The organism is Fulverythrobacter fulvus (assembly GCF_037154085.1).
GTDB lineage: Bacteria > Pseudomonadota > Alphaproteobacteria > Sphingomonadales > Sphingomonadaceae > Andeanibacterium > Andeanibacterium fulvum.
This window is the reverse complement of the sequence record NZ_JBANRM010000002.1, coordinates 704,348-724,082: the sequence shown is the minus strand read 5'-3', so window position 1 is coordinate 724,082 and position 19,735 is coordinate 704,348. Positions and strand designations below refer to the sequence as shown.

Annotated in this window: 17 protein-coding genes; 8 read left to right on the top strand and 9 right to left on the bottom strand. The window is 65.5% G+C overall.

Annotation, left to right across the window (positions count from 1 at the left end):
- The first annotated feature begins 97 nt into the window (after positions 1 to 97).
- A complete protein-coding gene (locus tag WFP36_RS09405) occupies positions 98 to 1,261 on the top strand; it encodes an N-acetyltransferase (RefSeq protein ID WP_336979943.1) in 1,164 nt (387 codons plus the stop codon).
- Positions 1,262 to 1,540: 279 nt separating this feature from the next.
- On the top strand, positions 1,541 to 2,335 hold the full coding sequence (locus WFP36_RS09400; RefSeq protein ID WP_336979941.1) for a response regulator: 795 nt from the start codon (positions 1,541 to 1,543) through the stop codon (positions 2,333 to 2,335).
- 16 nt (positions 2,336 to 2,351) lie between these two features.
- Here WFP36_RS09400 and WFP36_RS09395 read toward each other — a convergent pair whose 3' ends face one another.
- Positions 2,352 to 4,001, bottom strand: a complete 1,650-nt coding sequence (locus tag WFP36_RS09395; protein WP_336979940.1) for a CHASE domain-containing protein — start codon at positions 3,999 to 4,001, stop codon at positions 2,352 to 2,354.
- A gap of 191 nt (positions 4,002 to 4,192) precedes the next feature.
- Here WFP36_RS09395 and WFP36_RS09390 point away from each other — a divergent pair, with 191 nt between their 5' ends.
- From WFP36_RS09390 to WFP36_RS09380, 3 genes are all read left to right on the top strand, one after another.
- On the top strand, positions 4,193 to 4,420 hold the full coding sequence (locus WFP36_RS09390; RefSeq protein ID WP_336979938.1) for a NepR family anti-sigma factor: 228 nt from the start codon (positions 4,193 to 4,195) through the stop codon (positions 4,418 to 4,420).
- A complete protein-coding gene (locus tag WFP36_RS09385; protein WP_336979936.1) occupies positions 4,417 to 5,046 on the top strand; it encodes a sigma-70 family RNA polymerase sigma factor in 630 nt (209 codons plus the stop codon). Before WFP36_RS09390 ends, WFP36_RS09385 begins: the two co-directional genes overlap by 4 nt.
- A 90-nt stretch (positions 5,047 to 5,136) precedes the next feature.
- Complete coding sequence (locus WFP36_RS09380) at positions 5,137 to 6,363, top strand: AI-2E family transporter (protein ID WP_336979935.1); 1,227 nt, start codon at positions 5,137 to 5,139, stop codon at positions 6,361 to 6,363.
- A 42-nt stretch (positions 6,364 to 6,405) separates the two neighbouring features.
- On the opposite strand, the gene WFP36_RS09375 is transcribed toward WFP36_RS09380, so the two are convergent.
- Together WFP36_RS09375 and WFP36_RS09370 are read right to left on the bottom strand one after the other, a co-directional pair.
- On the bottom strand, positions 6,406 to 7,014 hold the full coding sequence (locus tag WFP36_RS09375) for a superoxide dismutase (RefSeq protein WP_336979934.1): 609 nt from the start codon (positions 7,012 to 7,014) through the stop codon (positions 6,406 to 6,408).
- Positions 7,015 to 7,089: 75 nt separating this feature from the next.
- On the bottom strand, positions 7,090 to 8,373 hold the full coding sequence (locus tag WFP36_RS09370; protein WP_336979933.1) for a dicarboxylate/amino acid:cation symporter: 1,284 nt from the start codon (positions 8,371 to 8,373) through the stop codon (positions 7,090 to 7,092).
- Between the two features lie 66 nt (positions 8,374 to 8,439).
- Here WFP36_RS09370 and glmM point away from each other — a divergent pair, with 66 nt between their 5' ends.
- The 3 genes from glmM to thiD all read left to right on the top strand — a co-directional run bounded on the left by glmM (position 8,440) and on the right by thiD (position 10,820).
- The gene (glmM, locus tag WFP36_RS09365; RefSeq protein WP_336979931.1) at positions 8,440 to 9,777 is read left to right on the top strand and encodes a phosphoglucosamine mutase; all 1,338 of its coding nucleotides are present in this window, start codon (positions 8,440 to 8,442) and stop codon (positions 9,775 to 9,777) included.
- Entirely contained in the window at positions 9,777 to 10,004 is a 228-nt protein-coding gene (locus WFP36_RS09360; RefSeq protein ID WP_336979929.1) for a DUF1272 domain-containing protein, read from the top strand. Before glmM ends, WFP36_RS09360 begins: the two co-directional genes overlap by 1 nt.
- 66 nt (positions 10,005 to 10,070) lie before the next feature.
- Entirely contained in the window at positions 10,071 to 10,820 is a 750-nt protein-coding gene (gene thiD / locus WFP36_RS09355; RefSeq protein ID WP_336979927.1) for a bifunctional hydroxymethylpyrimidine kinase/phosphomethylpyrimidine kinase, read from the top strand.
- Positions 10,821 to 10,929: 109 nt separating this feature from the next.
- Here the strand turns inward: thiD and WFP36_RS09350 are convergent, their stop codons facing one another.
- The 6 genes from WFP36_RS09350 to kdpA form a co-directional block, all read right to left on the bottom strand.
- Entirely contained in the window at positions 10,930 to 11,823 is an 894-nt protein-coding gene (locus WFP36_RS09350) for an LOG family protein (protein ID WP_336979925.1), read from the bottom strand.
- 118 nt (positions 11,824 to 11,941) lie between these two features.
- Complete coding sequence (locus WFP36_RS09345; RefSeq protein ID WP_336979923.1) at positions 11,942 to 12,637, bottom strand: response regulator transcription factor; 696 nt, start codon at positions 12,635 to 12,637, stop codon at positions 11,942 to 11,944.
- Entirely contained in the window at positions 12,634 to 15,303 is a 2,670-nt protein-coding gene (locus WFP36_RS09340) for a sensor histidine kinase KdpD (protein WP_336979922.1), read from the bottom strand. The genes WFP36_RS09345 and WFP36_RS09340 overlap by 4 nt, the downstream gene beginning before the upstream one ends.
- Positions 15,300 to 15,893, bottom strand: coding sequence for a potassium-transporting ATPase subunit KdpC (gene kdpC / locus WFP36_RS09335; protein WP_336979921.1), 594 nt, complete (start codon positions 15,891 to 15,893; stop codon positions 15,300 to 15,302). The genes WFP36_RS09340 and kdpC overlap by 4 nt, the downstream gene beginning before the upstream one ends.
- 102 nt (positions 15,894 to 15,995) lie before the next feature.
- Positions 15,996 to 18,011, bottom strand: a complete 2,016-nt coding sequence (kdpB, locus tag WFP36_RS09330) for a potassium-transporting ATPase subunit KdpB (protein ID WP_336979919.1) — start codon at positions 18,009 to 18,011, stop codon at positions 15,996 to 15,998.
- An 11-nt stretch (positions 18,012 to 18,022) separates the two neighbouring features.
- Positions 18,023 to 19,726: a potassium-transporting ATPase subunit KdpA gene (kdpA, locus tag WFP36_RS09325; RefSeq protein WP_336979917.1), complete on the bottom strand. Its 1,704-nt coding sequence runs from the start codon at positions 19,724 to 19,726 to the stop codon at positions 18,023 to 18,025.
- Positions 19,727 to 19,735 lie beyond the last annotated feature (9 nt).

Below are 19,735 nucleotides of genomic sequence, written 5' to 3'. Positions count from 1 at the left end.
CAACATGTCGTTCTGCCCCCGCTTCTCCCGCACCCCGCGCTTGACAAGCGGGCAGCGCCATATTCTCTGCCGACCGCTCCGCATCAAGGAAATGGCCGTGGCTGACACTGACGTAGTTATCTCTCCCGTATCCGGCAAGAAGGACCTCGATGCCTTCATCGCCCTGGCCTGGCGTATCTATGCGGACGACCCGAACTGGGTGCCCCCGCTCAAGGGCGAAATGGTGGAACTGCTGACCCCCGGCAAGAACCCGTTCCACGAACATGCGGACATGCAACTGTTCCTCGCCCGGCGTGGCGGCGAAGTGGTCGGGCGTATTTCCGCCCATATCGATCATCTCGCCATCAGCCAGCCGGTGGAACAGGGCATGGGTCCAGGCACCGGCAATTGGGGCTATATGGAGGCGGTCGACGAGGCCACCTGCCACGCGCTGATCGCCGCTGCGGAAGGCTGGCTGAAGCAGCAGGGCATGCACCGCGTGCTGGCGCCGATCAGCCAGTCCATCTGGGAAGAACCGGGCCTGCTGGTCCAGGGCTTCGATCACCCGCCCGCGATCATGATGGGCCACCACCGGCCGGAATATAAGGGCTGGATCGAAAGCTACGGCTACACCAAGGCCATGAGCCTCAAGACCTACGATCTGGACGTGACGGGCGGTTTCCCCCCACTGGTCAACAAGATCGTGGAAATGGGTGAGCGCAATCCCCGCATCAATATCCGCGAACTCGATCTCGCCAATTTCGAGCGCGACGTGCAGATCGTGATCCACATCCTCAACGATGCCTGGTCGAAGAACTGGGGCTTCGTGCCCTTCACCGATACCGAAATCCGCTATGCGGCCAAGAAGCTGAAACCGCTGATCCGGCCCGACGTGAACATGATCGCGGAACTGGACGGCAAGGCCGTGGCTTTCATGCTCACGCTCCCCGATGCCAACGAGGTGATCAAGGCGATCAACGGCAAGCTGTTCCCCTTCGGCTGGCTCAGGCTGCTGCTGTGGATTCGCAAGCCCAAGCCGCGCACCATGCGCGTGCCGCTGATGGGCGTGCTCAAGGAATATCAATCCTCGCGCATGGCCAGCCAACTCGCTTTCATGATGATTGAATATATCCGCCGCGTGGCCGTGGGCACTTATGGCACCGAGCGCAGCGAGATCGGCTGGATCCTTGACGACAATCAGGGGATGAACGCCATTGCCGATGCCATCGGCAGCAAGGTCAACAAGGATTACTGGATTTTCGAGAAGCCGCTGGCGGGCTGAACCGCCCTCCTGGCGGCGGGAGCCGTCCAAAAAAAGGCCCCCGTCCTTGCGGAACGGGGACCTTTCGGGATCGTATCACCAGCCGCTTGGACGGGAGGGGGGTCTCGGCGGTGACAAGGCGTAAATGCACGGGCCGCGTCCCGGTTCCCGCCCTCGATGCCAGAGGCTGCAAATTTTTGGCATTATCGTTTGGCGATCCCCGGTCTAGACTGGCGCCAATGGGCTGCCTTGCCGGATAACGGCGCAAATCGGCTGCCTTTTTGCTCGGGAAAGGGTCCGATGTCGCTGGGTAACAAGGTCGCCGCCGATCTGCCATTTCTGCGCCGCTATGCGCGGGCGCTTACCGGATCGCAGGAACTGGGCGATGCACATGTGCGTGCCATGCTGGAAACGGCCGTCGCCGATCCCCAGCTTCGCGCCTCGCTCGAAGGTGGACGGGTGGCGCTCTACCGCGCGTTCAACCTCGTCTGGTCCTCGGCAATGGCCGCAGCGGCCGGCCAGGATGAACCATCCGGTCTGCATGAGGCAGCGGCGCAGGCGCAATTGCGCAAGATCACTCCCCTCAGCAGACAGGCGCTGCTGCTGACCACGCTGGAGGATTTCAGCCCCACGCAGACCTCGGACATTCTCGATCGGCCCGTGAGCGAGGTTGAAGAACTGGTGCGCGAGGCGATTGGCGATATCGCGCGCGAAACCGCCTCCAACGTGCTCATCATCGAGGACGAGCCGCTGATCTCAATGCAGCTGGAAGAATTGGTCCGCTCGCTGGGCCACGACATTGCCGGCACTGCCGCCACCCGAAGCCAGGCGCAATCGGTGGCCGCCGAAGAGATGCCGGGGCTGGTTCTGGCCGATATCCAACTGGCCGATGGCAGTTCGGGTCTCGACGCGGTGGACGATATTTTGGCGCTGGGCGAAGTGCCGGTGATCTTCATCACCGCCTATCCCGAAAGGCTGCTGACCGGCTGCTGCCGCGAACCTACCTATCTCATCACCAAACCGTTCACCGAAGCGAGTGTCAGGGCGGCGATCAGCCAGGCGCTGTTCTTCGGTTCGAGCCGGCCGGTAGACTGATCCGCCGAATTTCGGGTCAGAAGCGCCGCTTCAGCTCGAAGAAATGCGCCTCCCGCACCGGCACAACCAGAGTGCATTTCACTCCTTCGGGATCGAAGCGCAAATCCACCGGATGCCGGAGTTCATGGGCCACGATCTTCTCGATCAAATCCATGCCGAAGCCGCGCTTGCGCTCGGATGGGACCGGCGGCCCCCCGGATTCCGCCCATTCGATCCGCGCCTTGCCGTCTGCCTGCTCCCACCGGATCGACAGCTTGCCCCCAGGCTGGCTCAGCGCGCCATATTTCGCGGCATTTGTGGCCAGCTCGTGGATCGCAAGACCCAGTGACAGAGCATCGTTGGGGGCCAGTTCGATCTGCGACCCGTCCAGTTCGATCACCGGCCCGCAATCGCGCGCATAGGGCGCCAGCTCCGCCTCCACTACCGAACCGATCGGGGTCGCGCCCCATTCGGACTGAGTGAGCAGATCATGCGTGGCGGAGAGGGCGCGGACACGCCCCTCCAGCGCTTCGGCGAATTCGTCCAGATCAGTGGCGCGCCTGCGGGTAAGCGCGACGATGGACAGCACATTGGCCAGCGTGTTCTTCACCCGGTGGTTGAGCTCGCGAGTGAGCGAATCGCGGATCGCGTTCTGCTCTTCGAACCAGATGAGCCGGGCCCCGTCTTCCTTCGCCTGCTGAGTCAGCATTCGCGCCAGAAGAGCGAGCAGGAGGGCAACCGCCAGCCCGAACACCAGTGTCGCCACCGAAAGCGGCGAAAGCAGGGAGCCGCGCGCGCTCGTCACTTCCAGCACCCATTGGTGATCAGCGATGGTCACTCCTTCGCGCACATTCAGCATGCCGGGCTGGGGCGAAGCGATCGAAGCCAGAAGCCGGTCATCGCTCACCACCTCGTCATACAGCTTGATGCCGAGGTCCCCGCGCGAGGCGATAAGCAGTGCCGAGGCAAGGAAATCCTGTGCCACAAAGGCCGAATAGACGAAGCCCCGCAGCCTTGCCCCGCCCGGCACACTTTCGAACACCGGCATGTAGATCAGGAACCCGGCACCGCTGTCGCGCCCCTGCCGACGCAGCGAGACCTTGCCGCTGGCGCTGGGCCGCGCGGTCCGCTCCGCCTCGATCATCGCCGCGCGCAAGGTCGGTTCGGTATACATGTTATAGCCAAGGGCACGGCGGTTGCGCTGGGTATCGGGTTCCAGCAGCGTTACCGGCACCGCATAGGGCTGCCCGGGGACGATGGCCGGGCGGATATGAACGTCCTCGCCATATTCCAGCATCACCAGCCGGTCGAAATCCTCCACCTGCGCCGGATCGACCCTCTGGGCCCAGCCAATGCCGTCAGCCCCGCGAAAATCGGTATCGAGCCGCAATTCGCTCACGAAGCGGCGGAAATGATCGGCCTGCGAATTCTCCAGCGTGCCGAACAAGGCGGCACCAGCGCGCAGATAGGCGGCGTTGGCATTGGCGCGCCTTTCAAGCGCGGAGGCAATGGCGCCTGCCCTTTCGCGCAACTGGGCGGCCTCGCTGCGCTGTTCCACCCGCTCGATCGCGTAACAGGCCATCAGCGTCACGGCCATGACGAGGGCGAAGATCGCCAGCGGCACGGCGCGCGGGAACTGCACCAGCCAGCGCCGCGTCGTGCTCTTCGGGGAAAAAAACCGTGCCAAACAAACGCCCTTATGCCCGCCCTGCCCCCGGCTTCTAGCGCTGGGCCTTCACCGTTGCACCCTCTTCGCCGCTGCCCTACTCACTTGCAGGTACCAAGCGGGAAACACGGACCAACCGGATTAGGTTCCGGAAAGGCACTCCCAGCCCCGCCCGCCAAAGAGACCCAGCCTGCCGGAGCACCCAGCGCCCAATGTCAGAACGCAGCGATAATCCCGGCAAGGCAGACGCAAAGCCCGCATCTGCAAAACAGGGCAAGACCCGCACCGCCAGGGCAGGTGCACGAGCCGCAGCACAGGCCAAGGGCAAGCCGCCCGAATGGGCCGATGGGCTGAAGCGGCTCTACGATTCGGTCGTGGAAGAGCCCCTGCCCGACGCCTTCAAGGACCTGCTGTCTCGCCTGGACGACGATCAGTCATGAGCAGGGACGGCTCCGAAAAGTCCGGCAGGAGCGCCGGCGACAGCTTCAAGCGAGAGTTGACCAACGTCATCCCCCATCTGCGCGCCTTTGCGCGCGGGCTGTGCGGCAGGTCTGATCTGGCAGACGATCTGGTGCAGGAAACCCTGCTCAAGGCCTGGGCCGCGCGCGACCGGTTCGAGCCGGGCACGTCCATGCGCGCCTGGACCTTCGTGATCCTGCGCAACGCCTATCTCACGGACATGCGCCGCGCGCGCTTTCGCGGCGAATATGACGAGGGCCTGGCCGAGCGCATCCTCACTGCCCCGGCAGACCAGGAAGAACCGGTCCATCTGGGCGACCTGCACCGCGCGCTGCAGACCCTGCCGGCGGAACGGCGCGAGGCGCTGCTGCTGGTGGGCGCGGGCGGCTTCTCCTACGAGGAAGCGGCCGAGATCTGTGGCTGCGCCGTGGGTACGATCAAGAGTCGCGTAGGCCGCGCCCGTGCCGCGCTGAGCGCGATGATCGAGGAGGGCAGGATTCCCCGCCGAAGCACGAGCGATGCGGAGGCCCACCGCGCGATTCTGGAAGAACTCGACAGCGTTTCGGGCGGAGTGCCCGGCGGGGCGAACGATCTTTCAAACGACTGACCGGCCCTGCGACGATTAACCGGCCGATTGACCGGGAGGGCAACGCGCGCCAATGATAGCAACGCCGCCCACAGGGAGGGGCGAGCGTGGATGAGTTCCGACAAGACCAGCAGCCCGACACCGCAGCATTCCGACCCCGGCGCCAGTCCCGACGGTGCTCCGCGCCGCCGAACGCTGGCCTTTGCCGCGCAGGAATTGCGGCTGATTTCCGCGCTGGTGTTGCTGATCGCGATCGGCCTGTTCCTGGCCCTGCCCTTCGTCCTCTCGATCGGCTCGGTGGTGTTCCTGCCGCTGGTATCGGCCATCGTCCTGACCATCGTGCTTTCCCCCCTGTCGGACAGGCTGGCATCGTTCGGCATTCCCAATGTGCTGGCATCGTTCCTGTCGATGCTGCTGTTCATCGCCATCCTGGTGGTCGCGCTGGTGACGATCCTGAGCCCGGCCGTCGATCTGTTCGACCGCATGCCGGCCATGGCGGAGACGGTGGGCCAGCAATTCAGCCAATTGCGCGGCAGCCTCGCCTGGGTGAACAAGCTCAATGAGCAGCTGGCGGAAATCGCCGGTCATCGCAGCGGGCCGCAAGTGGTCCTCGCCAGCCCATCGTTCCTCGAGGAAGTGGCCTTCGCCACGCCCAGCGTCGTGCTGGAAGTTCTGCTGACCTTCCTGATGGCCTTCTTCATGATCGAGGCACGCGGGCGAATGCGCCACCATGTGCAGCTGCATCACGCCTCCATCAACACCAGCGTCAAGGCCGCACGGGTGATGCGCGACGTGCAGGACCGGGTCGCGGCCTATATCCTGACTGTTACCGTCATCAATGCCGGCGTGGGCGGGATCGTGGCCTTCGGCGCCTGGGCGCTGGGGATGGAAGCCCCGATCATGTGGGGCGGGCTGGCCGCCTTGCTGAACTTCCTGCCCTATATCGGGCCGCTGGTGATGATCGGGGTGTTGACCCTGTTCGGGCTGGGCACGGCGGACACGGTGCTGTGGGGCATGGTGCCTGCGGCGATCTATCTGGGGCTGCACACGGTGGAATCGAACGTGATCACGCCCGCGATCCTGGGCGCGCGCTTCACCATGAACCCGGTGCTGATCCTGATCGCCCTGTCCTATTTCTCGTGGATCTGGGGCGTGCCCGGCGCATTGCTGTCGGTGCCGATCTTGCTGACGCTGACCGCCGTGGTGGACCATCTCGGCAGGCCGAACCTGCTGGGCTTCCTGTTCGGGGAGCCGCTATTCCCGCTCAACCCGGTCGATCCGCCCGCCGGACCCGCCGCAGAGGCGGGTGCGCTGGCAGGCGAGCCCGGCCAGCCCTGAACCGCAAGGTTCCGGCCGGCCGGGTCACTCAAGGCCTGACTATCAGGCCGGGTACTTCCAGGCCGAACCGCGAGCCAGGTTCTCTGCCGCGAAGCCCCAGTTGAGCTGCGCTATCACCTTGTCGAGATAGGCAGGGCGCGCATTCTGGTGGTCCAGATAATAGGCGTGTTCCCACAGGTCGATCACCAGCAGCGGGTTGCCGCCCTGATCGGCGAAGGTTTCCGCATCGTGCGAATCCTTGACGACCAGCTTGCCGTTTTCGTCGACCAGCCACACCCAGCCCGAGGCGAAGTGACCGGCGCCGACCGTGGCGAGCTTTTCCTTCAGCGCGTCGAGCGAACCGAAATCCGCATCGATCTTCGCGGCCAGATCGCCTTCCGGTGCAGTCGCTTCGGGCGACAGCGAATACCAGAAGAAGCCGTGGTTCCACACCTGCGCAGAGTTGTTGAACAGCCCGGCGTTGCTGCCGCGCGCCTTGGCGATCACGGTTTCGAGATCGTCACCGGCCATGTCGGTGCCTTCGATGGCGGCATTGGTCCTGTCCACATAGGTCTTGTGGTGCTTGCCATGGTGGAACGAGAAGGTCTTGGCGGAGATCGCCGGTTCGAGCGCGTCGCTCGCAAACGGAAGGTCGATAAGTTCGAAAGCCATTGTAAATCCTTGCAAGGGAGCTTCGGAGGCGTTTCCATAACGCCCAGAGGCGCTTAGCGGTGCCGCTTTTTCCGCTCAATCTTTAGATCGTGCCTGATCGACTGAAGCGGTCACAGCCACGTCCATCGTCACATTGCCAACCGTGCGCATGATGTCGGGCAGCATTTCCACCGCCACCAGCAATGCCAGCGGCCCGATCGGCACGCCCATGGCAAGGGCAATCGGGCCGACCGAGGCCACGAAGCTGATCGTTCCGGGCAGGCTGACCGAGCCGATAGTGGTCACCAGCGCCACCGCCGCCCCGGCCGCGATAGTGGCCGGCGTGAGCGGTACCCCGGTGAGCTTCGCCACATAAATCGCCACGGCAAGGTTCATCGCCGGGCTTGTGGCGCGGAAGATGGCGACGGCGAGCGGCAGCACGAAATCCGCGCTCGTCTCCCTCACGCCCAGCTGGCGGCAGGCGGCCAGCATTGCAGGTAGGCTGGCGAGCGAGCTTTGCGAGGAAATCGCCACGGCCTGCGCGGGCAGCACGGCACGGGCGAAGGCAGCCGGGTGCCTGCGTCCCGCGAGCACGGCCAGCGGATAGGCCGCAATCAGCACCACCAGACCCATACTTGCAACCGCGAGGATATAGTGCCCCAATGCCAGGAACGTCCCCGTCCCGGCGCGTGCCGCCACGCCGATTGCCAGCGCGAAAACCCCGGCCGGGGCCAGCCACAATATCCAGCCCACAATCGTCAGCATCGCATTACCCAGCGCGGCGAAGAAGCCGGTCATCAGGCTGCGCTGGCTTTCGGGCAATTTCGCCACTGCCACGCCGAACAGGGCGAAGAACAGCACCAGCGGCAGCATGGCGTTTTCCGCCGCCGCGCTCACCAGATTGGGCGCGACCAGCGAGCGGATAAATTCGGCGATCCCTGGGACTACCTGCGCTTCTCCGGGCGAGACGGCCAGCGCCCGCCCGGCCGATGCAGGAATCGGGAAGGCGTCCAGCAGCAGCGGGGTAGCGATCGCGGCAAACAGCGTGCCCGATGCCAGCACGCCGAAAATGAACGCCAGCGTCCGCCGCGCCATTGCGCCCGCCCGCGCGGTTTCCACCATGCGCGAAATGCCGGTGACGAGCAGCGCGGCTACCAGCGGGATGATCGTCATCTGCAAGGCGCGCAGCCACAGGCCGCCAATTGTCTCCGTCGCTTCCACCAGCGGGCCTTCCAGCCGGGTGCCGCCCAGCAGCGCGCCCAGTGCCAACCCGGCCGCAAGCCCGCCGAAGGTCCACCACACGGGCAGCTTCAGTGCCTGGAAACCGGCCTTCGCCTCGCTACGCTCCATCGGTTCCCCACGCGGAATGCCCAAACCCATGGTGACATTAGCGACGCAAAGCGGCATGGCAATGCGGGGGCAGGCAATGGCGTTTCAGGAGCCTCGATGACGCGCAAATATTTCGGGACGGACGGGATTCGCGGGCGGGCCAATGCCGGCATCCTCAATGCAGCGACGGCGATGAAGGTCGGGCAGGCCGCCGGCCGCCACTTCCTGCGCGGCAGCCACAAGCACCGCGTGGTGATCGGCAAGGATACGCGCCTGTCAGGCTATATGATGGAAACCGCGCTGGTGGCGGGCTTCACCAGCGTGGGCATGGATGTGATCATGACCGGCCCCCTCCCCACTCCTGCCGTGGCATTGCTGACGCGCGAGATGCGGGCGGACATCGGCGTGATGATTTCCGCCAGCCACAACCCCTTTGCCGATAACGGCATCAAGTTGTTCGGCCCGGATGGCTTCAAGCTGTCGGATGAGGACGAGCTGGCGATCGAAAAGGCAATGGGCGAAGACATTCCCCTCGCCCAGGGTGACCAGATCGGTCGCGCCCGCCGGATCGAGGATGCGCGCGGCCGCTATATCCACGCGATCAAGCAATCCCTGCCCAGCGACATCCGGCTCGACGGCCTCAAGATCGTAGTCGATTGCGCCAATGGCGCGGCCTACACCGTGGCCCCCAGCGCGATCTGGGAACTGGGCGCCGAAGTGGTGGCCATGGGCGTGGAGCCCAACGGCCTCAACATCAACGATGGCGTCGGCTCCACTGCGCTCGACGCGATCAAGGCCCGCGTGGTGGCCGAAGGCGCGGATATCGGCATTGCGCTGGATGGCGATGCGGACCGGCTGATCGTGATCGACGAGAAGGGCCAGACCGTCGATGGCGACCAGATCATGGCGCTGATCGGCAGCCGCTTGGCAGAAAGCGGCGAGTTGCGCGGCGGCGGCGTAGTGGCCACGGTGATGTCCAATCTGGGCCTCGAACGCTTCCTCGCGAGCAAGGGGCTGGACCTGCTCCGCGCCAAGGTGGGCGACCGCCACGTGCTCGAGAAGATGCGCAAGGGCGGCCACAATGTCGGCGGCGAACAGTCCGGCCACATGATCCTGCTCGATCACGCCACCACCGGCGATGGCTGCGTGGCCGCGCTGCAAGTGCTGGCCGCTCTGGTACAGACGGGCAGGAAGGCCAGCGAATTGCTCCATCTGTTCGATCCGGTGCCGCAGCTGTTGAAGAACGTCCGCTATTCAGGCGGCAAGCCGCTGGAGAACGAGACAGTGAAATCCGTGATCGCCGATGCGGAAGCTGCGCTCGCCGGCAAGGGCCGCCTCGTCATCCGCCCCTCCGGCACCGAGCCGGTGATCCGCGTGATGGCCGAAGGCGACGACGAGGCACAGGTGAAACAGGTGGTGGAAGACATCTGCGCCGCAGTGGAGGGAGCCGTCTGATGCCGCTGGAAATGCGCCCCGATTGCGAGCGTTGCGGCGCCGACCTCCCGGCTGATGTGGGAGGAGCCTTCATCTGCAGTCTCGAGTGCACCTTCTGTGCACCTTGTGCGGAGGATCTGGACGAGCTCTGCCCCAATTGCGGCGGCGAACTGCTCGACCGGCCGACGCGGGCGAAGAAGTGGCACGAGAAATATCCGCCCTCAACGGAGCGCCGGTTCAAGGGGTAATCGCGTGGCCTTCGACAGGCTCAGCATGAGCTTGTCGAAGGCCACGCGCCACCCTAACCCAACCCCATGACAACACCCCCGCGCATCCTCTCCATCGCCGGTTCCGATTCCTCAGGCGGCGCGGGGATTCAGGCCGATATCAAGACCATCGCCATGCTGGGCGGCTTCGCAATGAGTGCGATCACCGCCGTCACGGCACAGAACACGCTGGGCGTGACCATGGTGGAAGCGCTCTCGCCCGCCATGGTCGCGGCGCAGATCGATGCCTGCCTGTCCGACATCGGCGCGGATGCCGTGAAGATCGGCATGCTCGGCTCGCCCGAGATCGCGACGGTGGTGGCAGACAGATTGGAAGGGCTGGCGATCCCGGTGGTGTTCGATCCCGTGATGATCGCCACCAGCGGCTCTGTGCTGGCGGATGAGGCGACGATTGCCGGGTTCGAACGGTTGATGGCCCTTGCCACACTCACCACCCCCAATGTGCCCGAACTGGCCGCACTGGGCGGTGCGGAGCGCATGGCAGCGCGCGGCGTCGCCTATCTCGCCAAAGGCGGCGATGCCGAAGGCGCGGTGGTGGAAGACCGGCTGGTCCGCCCCGGAATGGCGGATGTGGTGTGGCGTTCCGACAGGATCGAAACCCGCCACACCCATGGCACCGGCTGCACTCTGTCCAGCGCCATCGCCACCGGTCTGGGCCAGGGCCTGCCGCTGGTGGAAGCCATTGCGCGCGCTCGTGAATTCGTACGCGCCGCCCTGCTCGCCGCGCCGGGCTTCGGCGCGGGGCATGGGCCAATGGGGCATCAGGCGGTTCGCTGAGGCGGGCCCACATCGTCATTGCGAGCGGCGCAACCGCGCGGCAATCCAGCGCCGAACGCGGCTGCCCTAGATTGCTTCGCTACACTCGCAATGACGACGTGATCGGAATCTAAAAGTCGCCACTTTCGTCCAGCGGGTCCTTCAGGTCGTAGAACTGCTGGATGTGCTTCCAGGCATCCTCGGCCGTTTCGCACCAGTGGAACAGCTTGAGATCGGCCGGGTTGATCGTGCCTTCCTCGGCCAACGCCTCGAAGTTGACGACCTTGTTCCAGAACTTGCGCCCGAACAGCAGGATCGGGATCGGCTTCATCTTCTGGGTCTGGATCAGGGTCAGCGTCTCGAACAACTCGTCCATCGTGCCGAAGCCACCGGGGAACACCGCGATGGCCCGCGCGCGGATCAGGAAGTGCATCTTCCTGAGCGCGAAATAGTGGAAGCGGAAGGAGAGATAGGGTGTGACATAGGCGTTAGGCGCCTGCTCATGCGGCAGCACGATGTTGAGGCCGATGGATTCCGCCCCGGCGTCGGACGCGCCCTTGTTCGCCGCTTCCATGATCGACGGGCCTCCGCCCGAGCAGATCACGAATTGGCGCTGGCCATCCTCGATGATCGACTTCTCGCTGACGATCCGGGCAAGCTTGTAGGCTTCCACGCAATAGCGGGCCTTGGCGGCGAGATTTTCCGCCACCTTCTTTTCCTTGTCCGTCTTGGCGCGGGCGAAGACCGCCTCGATCTCCTCGGGTGCGGGAATGCGGGCGGAGCCGTAGACCACCAGCGTGGAGCCGATGCGGGCTTCGTCCATCAGCATTTCCGGCTTCAGCAGTTCCAGCTGGAAGCGGATCGGGCGCAATTCCTCGCGCAGGATGAAATCGGAATCGCGAAACGCCAGGCGATAGGCGGGATGCTGGGTCTGCGGAGTCTTGGCGGCGCGCTGCTCGACGAACCGCGTTTCCTGTTCGGCGCCATAGAAGCGCCGGTCGGTCAGATCGTGCTCGTCAGTCAATTCGAGCCTCTCCTTTATAATGTTTGCACAAGTGACGTATGGTGCCTTGCCTAGAACCTGTGCCCGGAAGTTGGAAGCGCCGTGATAGCCGCCCCGCCGGGAGAGAGGCCCTCGCGCCTCAGCGGCCCGGCTCGGCGCGGATCAGGCGGTAGCCTACGCCGGGTTCGTTGCGGATGAAGGAGCCGGTGGCGTCGCCGCCGTCCAGCTTCTTGCGCACACCCCGGGCTGCGACGCGCAGATATTCGACATCGTGCTCGTGCCCCGCGCCCCAGACCTGACGCAGCAATTGCGCATGGGTGATGACGCGGCCGGGGTGCTTTGCCAGTTCGGCCAGAAAGCCGAATTCCTTGGGCGTGAGATGGATTTCCTGCCCGCCGCGCCGCACGCTTCGTGCCGCAAGGTCGATGGCGATATCGCCCACTTCCACCACCTGCCGTTCGGCCTCCACCGCAAGCCGGTGGCGCAGGGCCGTGCGCACGCGGGCGAGCACCTCTTCCGTGTCGAAGGGCTTGGTGACGTAATCGTCGGCCCCAAGATCGAGCGCGGTCACTTTCTGGTCGGTCGCATCGCGGGCGGAAACCACCACCACCGCAATGCCCGCCCCCTTGATGACAGGCACCAGTTCGAGCCCATCCCGGTCCGGCAGGCCGAGATCGAGCAGGACGAGGTCCGGCTTGTCGATCTGCAGGGCGGAAACCGCCTCTTTCGCATTTCCAGCTTCCACCAGGCGATAGCCCGCACGGGTCAGGCCCGTGGCAAGCAGGCGGCGAATCTGCGGCTCGTCATCCACCACCAGGATCTTTGCCGCGATCATTCTTCCCGTTCCCCGATCACCAGCTTCGCCTCGGGGAAGATCATGGAAAAGCAGGCGCCGTTCCGGTCCCCGCGATTGGACGCTTCCACCCCGATCCCCATCGCTTCGGCGAAACCCTTCACGATCGCAAGGCCCAGCCCGGTGCCGCCCTTGCGGTCCGACCCTTCGATCCGGGCGAAAGTCTCGAAAATGCGCTTCTCTTCCCCCTCCGGCAGGCCCGGCCCCTCGTCCAGCACCGACAGGACGAGCGCACCCGGCATGCGGCGGGCGGATACCGCAACGGGCGTGCCCGGCGCGCCATATTTCACCGCATTCTCGATCAGGTTGATGAGGCAATGGTGGAACAGCTGCGGATCGACCGAGACGAAGGGCAGGTCCGGCGGCACGTCCAGTTCCACTTTGCGGCCATGCAGCGCCCGGCGCATGTCATGCACTGCCGCCGCGACCGCATCGGTCAAATCCACCGGCTCGATCGACTGTTCGAGCGAGCCCGCCTCGATCCGCACCATGTCCAGCAGATTGGCCACGAAGCGATTGAGACGCTCGGCCTCGCTGCGCGCCTCGCCCAATTGCCTTTCCTGCTCATCGCCGGAAGGCCTGATCTCCCCCAGCAGGCCGAGGATCGAGGTGAGCGGCGTGCGCAGATCGTGGCTGACCGAGGAGAGGAGCACGGCGCGCAGCCGGTCGCGCTCTTTCAGCTGCGTCACGCTGGCCATCTCTTCTTCCAGCGCCACCCGTTCGAAGGCGAGCGCCGCCTGATCGAGGAAGCTGAGCAGCATCGGCAATTGGTCGGACCGGATCGGCGCGGCTGCATCCGGGCTGGCGATGCCGAACACGCCAATCACCCGGCCGCCCGCCGCCAGCGGATGGAATTGCCAGTCCGACGCGGTCAGCGTCTCCGTCGCGCGGCCGGCAGGCTGGTTATGGTCGAAGGTCCAGCGCGACGCGGCATGCTCGATCGCTTCCAGCTGTGCGACCGGGGGCACTGCCGCCCTCAGCTGCAACTGGCCGTCTTCGGGCAGCAGCAGCATGGCGTGGACGCCGAAGATCCGCCCGATCGCCTCGCACAGCAATTCGCCCAGCTCGCCTTGTTCCGTTACCAGCGTCAGTTCCTTGGCGAAGCCCGCCAGCGAACTGTTCTGGGCGGCGCTGCGCTGGGCCAGCAAGGCCTGTTCGCGCACCCGCGCAGCCAGCTGGCTGCTGGCAATGGCCACGCCCAGCAGCACCAGCACGGTCAGGATATTCTGCGGGTCCTGAATGGTGAAAGTGTGAGTCGGCGGGATGAAGAAGAAATTATAGGCCAGCGACGCGACGAGGCTGGTGACGACACCGACCCGCGGGCCATAGCGCGATGCGGCGACCATCACCGGCAGCAGGAACAGCAGCCCGGCATTGGCGATATTGCCTGCCTCGGAGAGCACCGCGCCCAGCACCGCCACCAGCGCCACAAGGCCCAGCGCGACGGCATAGTGGCGCGGCTCGCCCCATTTGCCCGCGGGCGAAGGTTCTGCCCTGCCCCGCCGCGATCCCTCCGCCCGGATCGGCAGGACATGCACGGCAATGTCCGGCGTTTCGCGCACCAGCCGGTCCACCACCGAGCCGTGCCGCAATTCGAACCAGCGCGAGCGGGTGGATTTGCCCACGATCAACTGAGTCGCCCGCGCCTCGGCGGAAAAGCGGGTCAGCCCTTCGACAATGGTTTCAGCCGGGACAGTGGCCACTTGCGCGCCCAGCTGGCTGGCCAGATGCAGCGTCGCGGCCAGCCGGGCATTGTCGGCATCGCCCAGCCTGCCGCCTTGCGGCGTCTCGATATGCACGGCGGTCCACGGCCCGCGCAGGGCATCGGCCAGCCGCTTGCCCGCCCGCACCAGCTCGTCGGCGCCCGGAAGCTCGCTTACGGCAACGACGATCCGCTCCCCCGCCGCCCAGTTCCCGGCAAGGGCATTGGCGCGCAGATATTCGACCATCTCGGCATCGACTGCCTGTGCCGCGCGCCGCAAAGCGAGTTCGCGCAGGGCAGTGAGGTTCGACTTGGAGAAGAAATTGCCCAGCGCCCGGCTGGCTTCCTCGGGCACATAGACCTTGCCCTGCTTCAGCCGCTCGATCAGCTCGTCGGGCGGAATGTCGACCACTTCGATATCGGCATTCTCGATCACCCGGTCTGGCAATGTCTCCCGCACTCGCACCTTGGTGAAAGAGGCGACGACATCGTTCAGGCTTTCGAGATGCTGGACATTGACGGTGGAATAGACGTCGATCCCCGCCGCCAGCAGTTCCTCCACATCCTGATAGCGCTTGTCATGGCGGCTGCCCGGCGCATTGGTGTGGGCCAGTTCGTCCACCAGCACCAGTTCCGGGCGGCGCGCCAGGATCGCGTCGATGTCCATCTCGGGCAGGATGCGCCCCTGATATTCGACCTCGTGCCGGGGGACGATCTCCAGCCCGTGGACCAGCGCCTGCGTCTCCACCCGGCCATGGGTTTCGACCACGCCGACGACCACGTCGGTCCCGTCCCTGCGGCGGGCGGTCGCGTCGGTCAGCATCTCGTAGGTCTTGCCCACGCCCGGCGCCGCGCCGAGGAACACTTTCAAACGGCCGCGGCCCTCCTGCGCGGCCTTGCGCAGGAGGGCCTCCGGGTCCGGGCGCTGATCGGGCAGCGAGTTCACGATGCGCTTTTAGCGCCTTTGGCCGCCAATGTATCCAGTGCCCGGTTAAGCAGCAGCACATTGACCCGTTCCTCGCCAAGGAAACCCAGCAGCGGATGTTCCGTATGGTGCCGCACCAGCTGGCGCAGCCTGTCGGGAGCAAGGCCCCGCGCCGCCGCCACCCGTTCCACCTGGAAAAGGGCTGCCTCGGGGCTGATATGGGGATCGAGCCCCGAGGCAGAGGTCGTCACCAGATCGGCAGGTGGGTTGGCGTCTGGCGTGCGCAGTTTCTCCACATCGGCCTGCACCCGGTCATGCAGGGCCTGGCTTGCCGGGCCGAGGTTGGAGCCATAGCTGTTATCCGCCTCGTAACCCGCCCCGGCGGCGGAGGGACGCGGATGGAAATATCCCTCTCCGGCAAAGCCCTGTGCGATCAGTTGCGAGCCGATCACTTTGCCATCCTGCCGGATCAGGCTGCCGTTGGCCTGATGGGGGAAGGCCAACTGCGCGATGCCGGTGATCGCGGCGGGATAGGCAAGGCCCAGCAACAGCGCGAAGAGCGCGGTGAGCACCAGAGCGGGGCGAAGGGCGGATTTGAGTTCTTCCAGCATTTTCATTCCTTTCCTCCGCTTGCCCCGAGCCTGTCGAAGGGTCGTTCTTCTTCCGAAGAAAGACGGTGCTTCGACAAGCTCAGCACGAGCGGTGTCTTATGCTCAGGCCATTCCCAGCCCGCTCACCGCCACGTCGATCAGCTTGATACCGATGAAAGGCGCGACAAGGCCGCCCAGGCCATAGATGGCGAGGTTGCGGGCCAGCAGCGGCCCGGCGCCGATCGCGCGATATTTCACACCCCTCAGCGCCAGCGGGACAAGCGCCGGGATAATCAGCGCATTGAAGATGATGGCCGAAAGAATGGCGCTGTTCGGGCTGGCCAGCCCCATCACGTTGAGCACGCCAAGGCCGGGATAGAGCACCACGAAGATCGCCGGGATGATGGCGAAATATTTCGCCACGTCATTGGCCACGGAAAAGGTGGTGAGCGCGCCGCGCGTCATCAGCAGCTGTTTTCCGAGCCCGACGATCTCGATCAGCTTCGTGGGGTCGCTGTCGAGGTCGACCATATTGCCCGCCTCGCGCGCGGCCTGCGTGCCGGTATTCATCGCCACGCCGACATCGGCCTGCGCAAGCGCGGGGGCATCGTTGGTCCCGTCACCGCACATGGCGACCAGCCGCCCGCCTTCCTGCTCGCGCCGGATCAGGGCCAGCTTGTCTTCCGGAGTGGCTTCCGCGAGGAAATCGTCCACCCCGGCCTCTGCCGCAATGGCGGCGGCAGTGAGCGGGTTGTCGCCCGTGATCATCACCGTGCGGATGCCCATGCGGCGCAATTCGGCAAAGCGTTCGCGCACCCCGGCCTTGATGACATCCTTCAGCGCGACGGCGCCAAGGATGCGGCCATCGCGGGCGACAGCCAGCGGGGTCATGCCGCCACGCGCGATCTCGTCCGTCGCGCGGCGCAGTTCCTCCGCCGCGGGGCCAGTGCCCGAACCGGGATTGGCGCGGAAGATCGCATCCACCGCGCCTTTCTGGATCAGGGCCTCGCCCGAGCGGACGCCCGAAATGCGGGTCTGCGCCGTGAAGGGGATCACTTCGGCATCGGCGGGCAGCTCGGCCACCGTCACGCCGAACTTCTCCCGCGCCAGGGTGACGATGGAGCGGCCTTCGGGCGTTTCGTCCGCAAGGCTGGCGATCAGCGCGGCGGCGGCCAGTTCGCTGACATGCACGCCGCCCACGGGGACGAACTCGCTCGCCTGACGATCCCCGATGGTGATCGTGCCGGTCTTGTCGAGCAGCAGGGTAGATACGTCGCCCGCCGCCTCCACCGCGCGGCCGGACTTGGCGAGCACGTTGAAGCGCACCAGCCGGTCCATGCCCGCAATGCCGATGGCGGAAAGCAGCGCGGCAATGGTGGTGGGGATCAGCGTGATCAGCAGCGCGGCCAGCAGCGCCACGGGAATGCCGCCGCCTGCATAGGAGGCAAAGCCCGGAATGGTCGCCACCGCGATCAGGAAGATGATCGTCAGCCCCACCAGCAGTACGGTGAGCGCGATCTCGTTGGGTGTCTTCTGCCGTTCCGCCCCTTCGACCAGCGCGATCATCCGGTCGAGAAAGCCCTGGCCGGGTTCCTGCGTGACGCGGACCTTGATCCGGTCGGAAATCACGCGGGTGCCTGCGGTCACCGCCGAACGGTCGCCGCCGGCCTCGCGGATCACGGGGGCGCTTTCGCCGGTGATGGCGGCTTCGTTCACCGAGGCGACGCCTTCGATCACTTCGCCATCGGCCGGGATCAAGTCCCCCGCAGTGACCACCACCACATCGCCGCGCTTCAGCTGCGATGCGGGCACGGTGCGCCCGTCGGGCAGGGTGGCGAAGAGTTCGGCCTTGGCGGCCCTGAGCGAAGCCGCCTGAGCCCGGCCGCGCCCTTCGGCCAGCGCTTCGGCAAAGGTGCCGAACAGCACCGTGAGCCACAGCCATACGATCAGCTGGAGCTGGAAGGTGGTGGAAAGCCCCTCGCCCCCGAAGGGCAGCACGGCGGTGAGGAGCAGCGCGACCACGGCAGTGGTGAAGAGCACGGGGTTCTTCACCAGCTCGCGCGGGTCGAGCTTGCGGAAGGCATCGCCGATGGCGGGTCCCATCAGCTTTGCCGAAAAGATAGAGGATGCAGTCGTCATGGAAGGGACCCTCAGAAAAGCTGGCCGCTGGCCGTCGCGAAATGATCCGCGACGGGGCCGAGCGCGAGGCTGGGAAGGAAAGTGAGGCCGCCCACGATCAGGATGATCGCCACCAGCAGCCCGATCCAGAGCGGGCCGGTCGTGGGGAAGGAGCCCGAGGTTTCCGGCGTATAGCGCTTGCCCGCCAGGCTTCCGGCAATGGCCAGCACCGGCACGATCACGAAGAAGCGCCCGATCCACATCGCCGCGCCCAGCAAGGCGTTATAGAACGGCGTGCCCGAGGTGATCCCGGCAAAGGCCGAGCCATTGTTCCCCGTGGCGGAGGAGAAGGCGTAGAGTATCTCCGAAAAGCCGTGCGGCCCCTTGTTGAGCGGCCCGGCAAGGCCCTGCGGCAGGACCGAGGCGAGCGCGGTGAAGCCCAGGATGCAGAGCGGCAGCACGGCAATCGCCAGCACCGCCAGCTTGACCTCCTTCGCCTCCACCTTCTTGCCGACATATTCCGGCGTGCGGCCCACCATCAGCCCGGCGACGAAGACCGAGAGCAGGGCGAACAGCAGGAAGCCGTAGATCCCCGCCCCCACGCCGCCGACGACGATCTCGCCCAGCTGCATGTTGAACATGGGGATCATGCCGCCCAGCGCAGTGAAGCTGTCATGCATGGCATTGACCGCGCCGCAGGATGCCGCCGTGGTGACGACGGAGAACAGCGCGCTGGCGGCAAGGCCGAAGCGGACTTCCTTGCCCTCCATATTGCCGCCAGCTACGCCCAGCTGGTGCAGCACCGGGTTGCCGGCTGCTTCCTGCCAGTAGACGATGCTTACGCCCGCAAGGAACAGCACCATCATCGCGGACAGGATCGCCCAGCCCTGGCGGGTATTGCCCACCGCCTTGCCGAAGCACCAGGTGAGCCCCACGCCGATCGCGAAGATCGACAGCATCTGCACCAGATTGGTCAGCGCCGTGGGATTTTCGAACGGATGGGCGGAATTGGCGTTGAAGAACCCGCCGCCATTGGTGCCCAGCATCTTGATCGCTTCCTGCGATGCGACCGGGCCGAGCACGATATGCTGCTTCACCCCTTCCAGAGTGGTGGCGTCCACCAGGCTGGCGAAGGTCTGCGGCACGCCGCTGGCCACCAGGAACAGCGCATAGACGCAGGAGATCGGCAGCAGCAGATAGAGCGTCACGCGAGTGATATCGGCCCAGAAATTGCCGATCTCCTTCGTCTCGCGCCGGGCAAAGCCCCGGAACAGCGCGAAGGCCACGGCAATGCCGGTAGCGGCCGAGAGGAAATTATGGATCGTCAGCCCCAGCATCTGGCTGAGGTTCGACAAGGCCACTTCGCCCGAATACCACTGCCAGTTGGTGTTGGTGGTGAAGCTGATCGCCGTGTTCATCGCCCCGTCCGCGCCGATTCCTTCGAGGCCGCGCGGGTTCAGCGGCAGCACGCCCTGCAGGCGCAGCACGGCATAGGTGAGCAGCAGCGTCACCAGCTGGAAGGCCAGCAGGTGAACCGCATATCTGCGCCAGCTCTGTTCCGCCTGGGGATCGACCCCGGCCAGCCGGTAAAAGCCCTGCTCCACCGGGCCGAGAACCTTGTGAAGCGGCGTACGGCGCCCTTCGTAAAGCGCGAAGAGCCACATCCCCATCGGCTTGGCGAGAGCGACGATCAGCGCGGCGAAAAACAGGATGAGCATCCAGCCCTGAACGGTCATGGCGTGCCT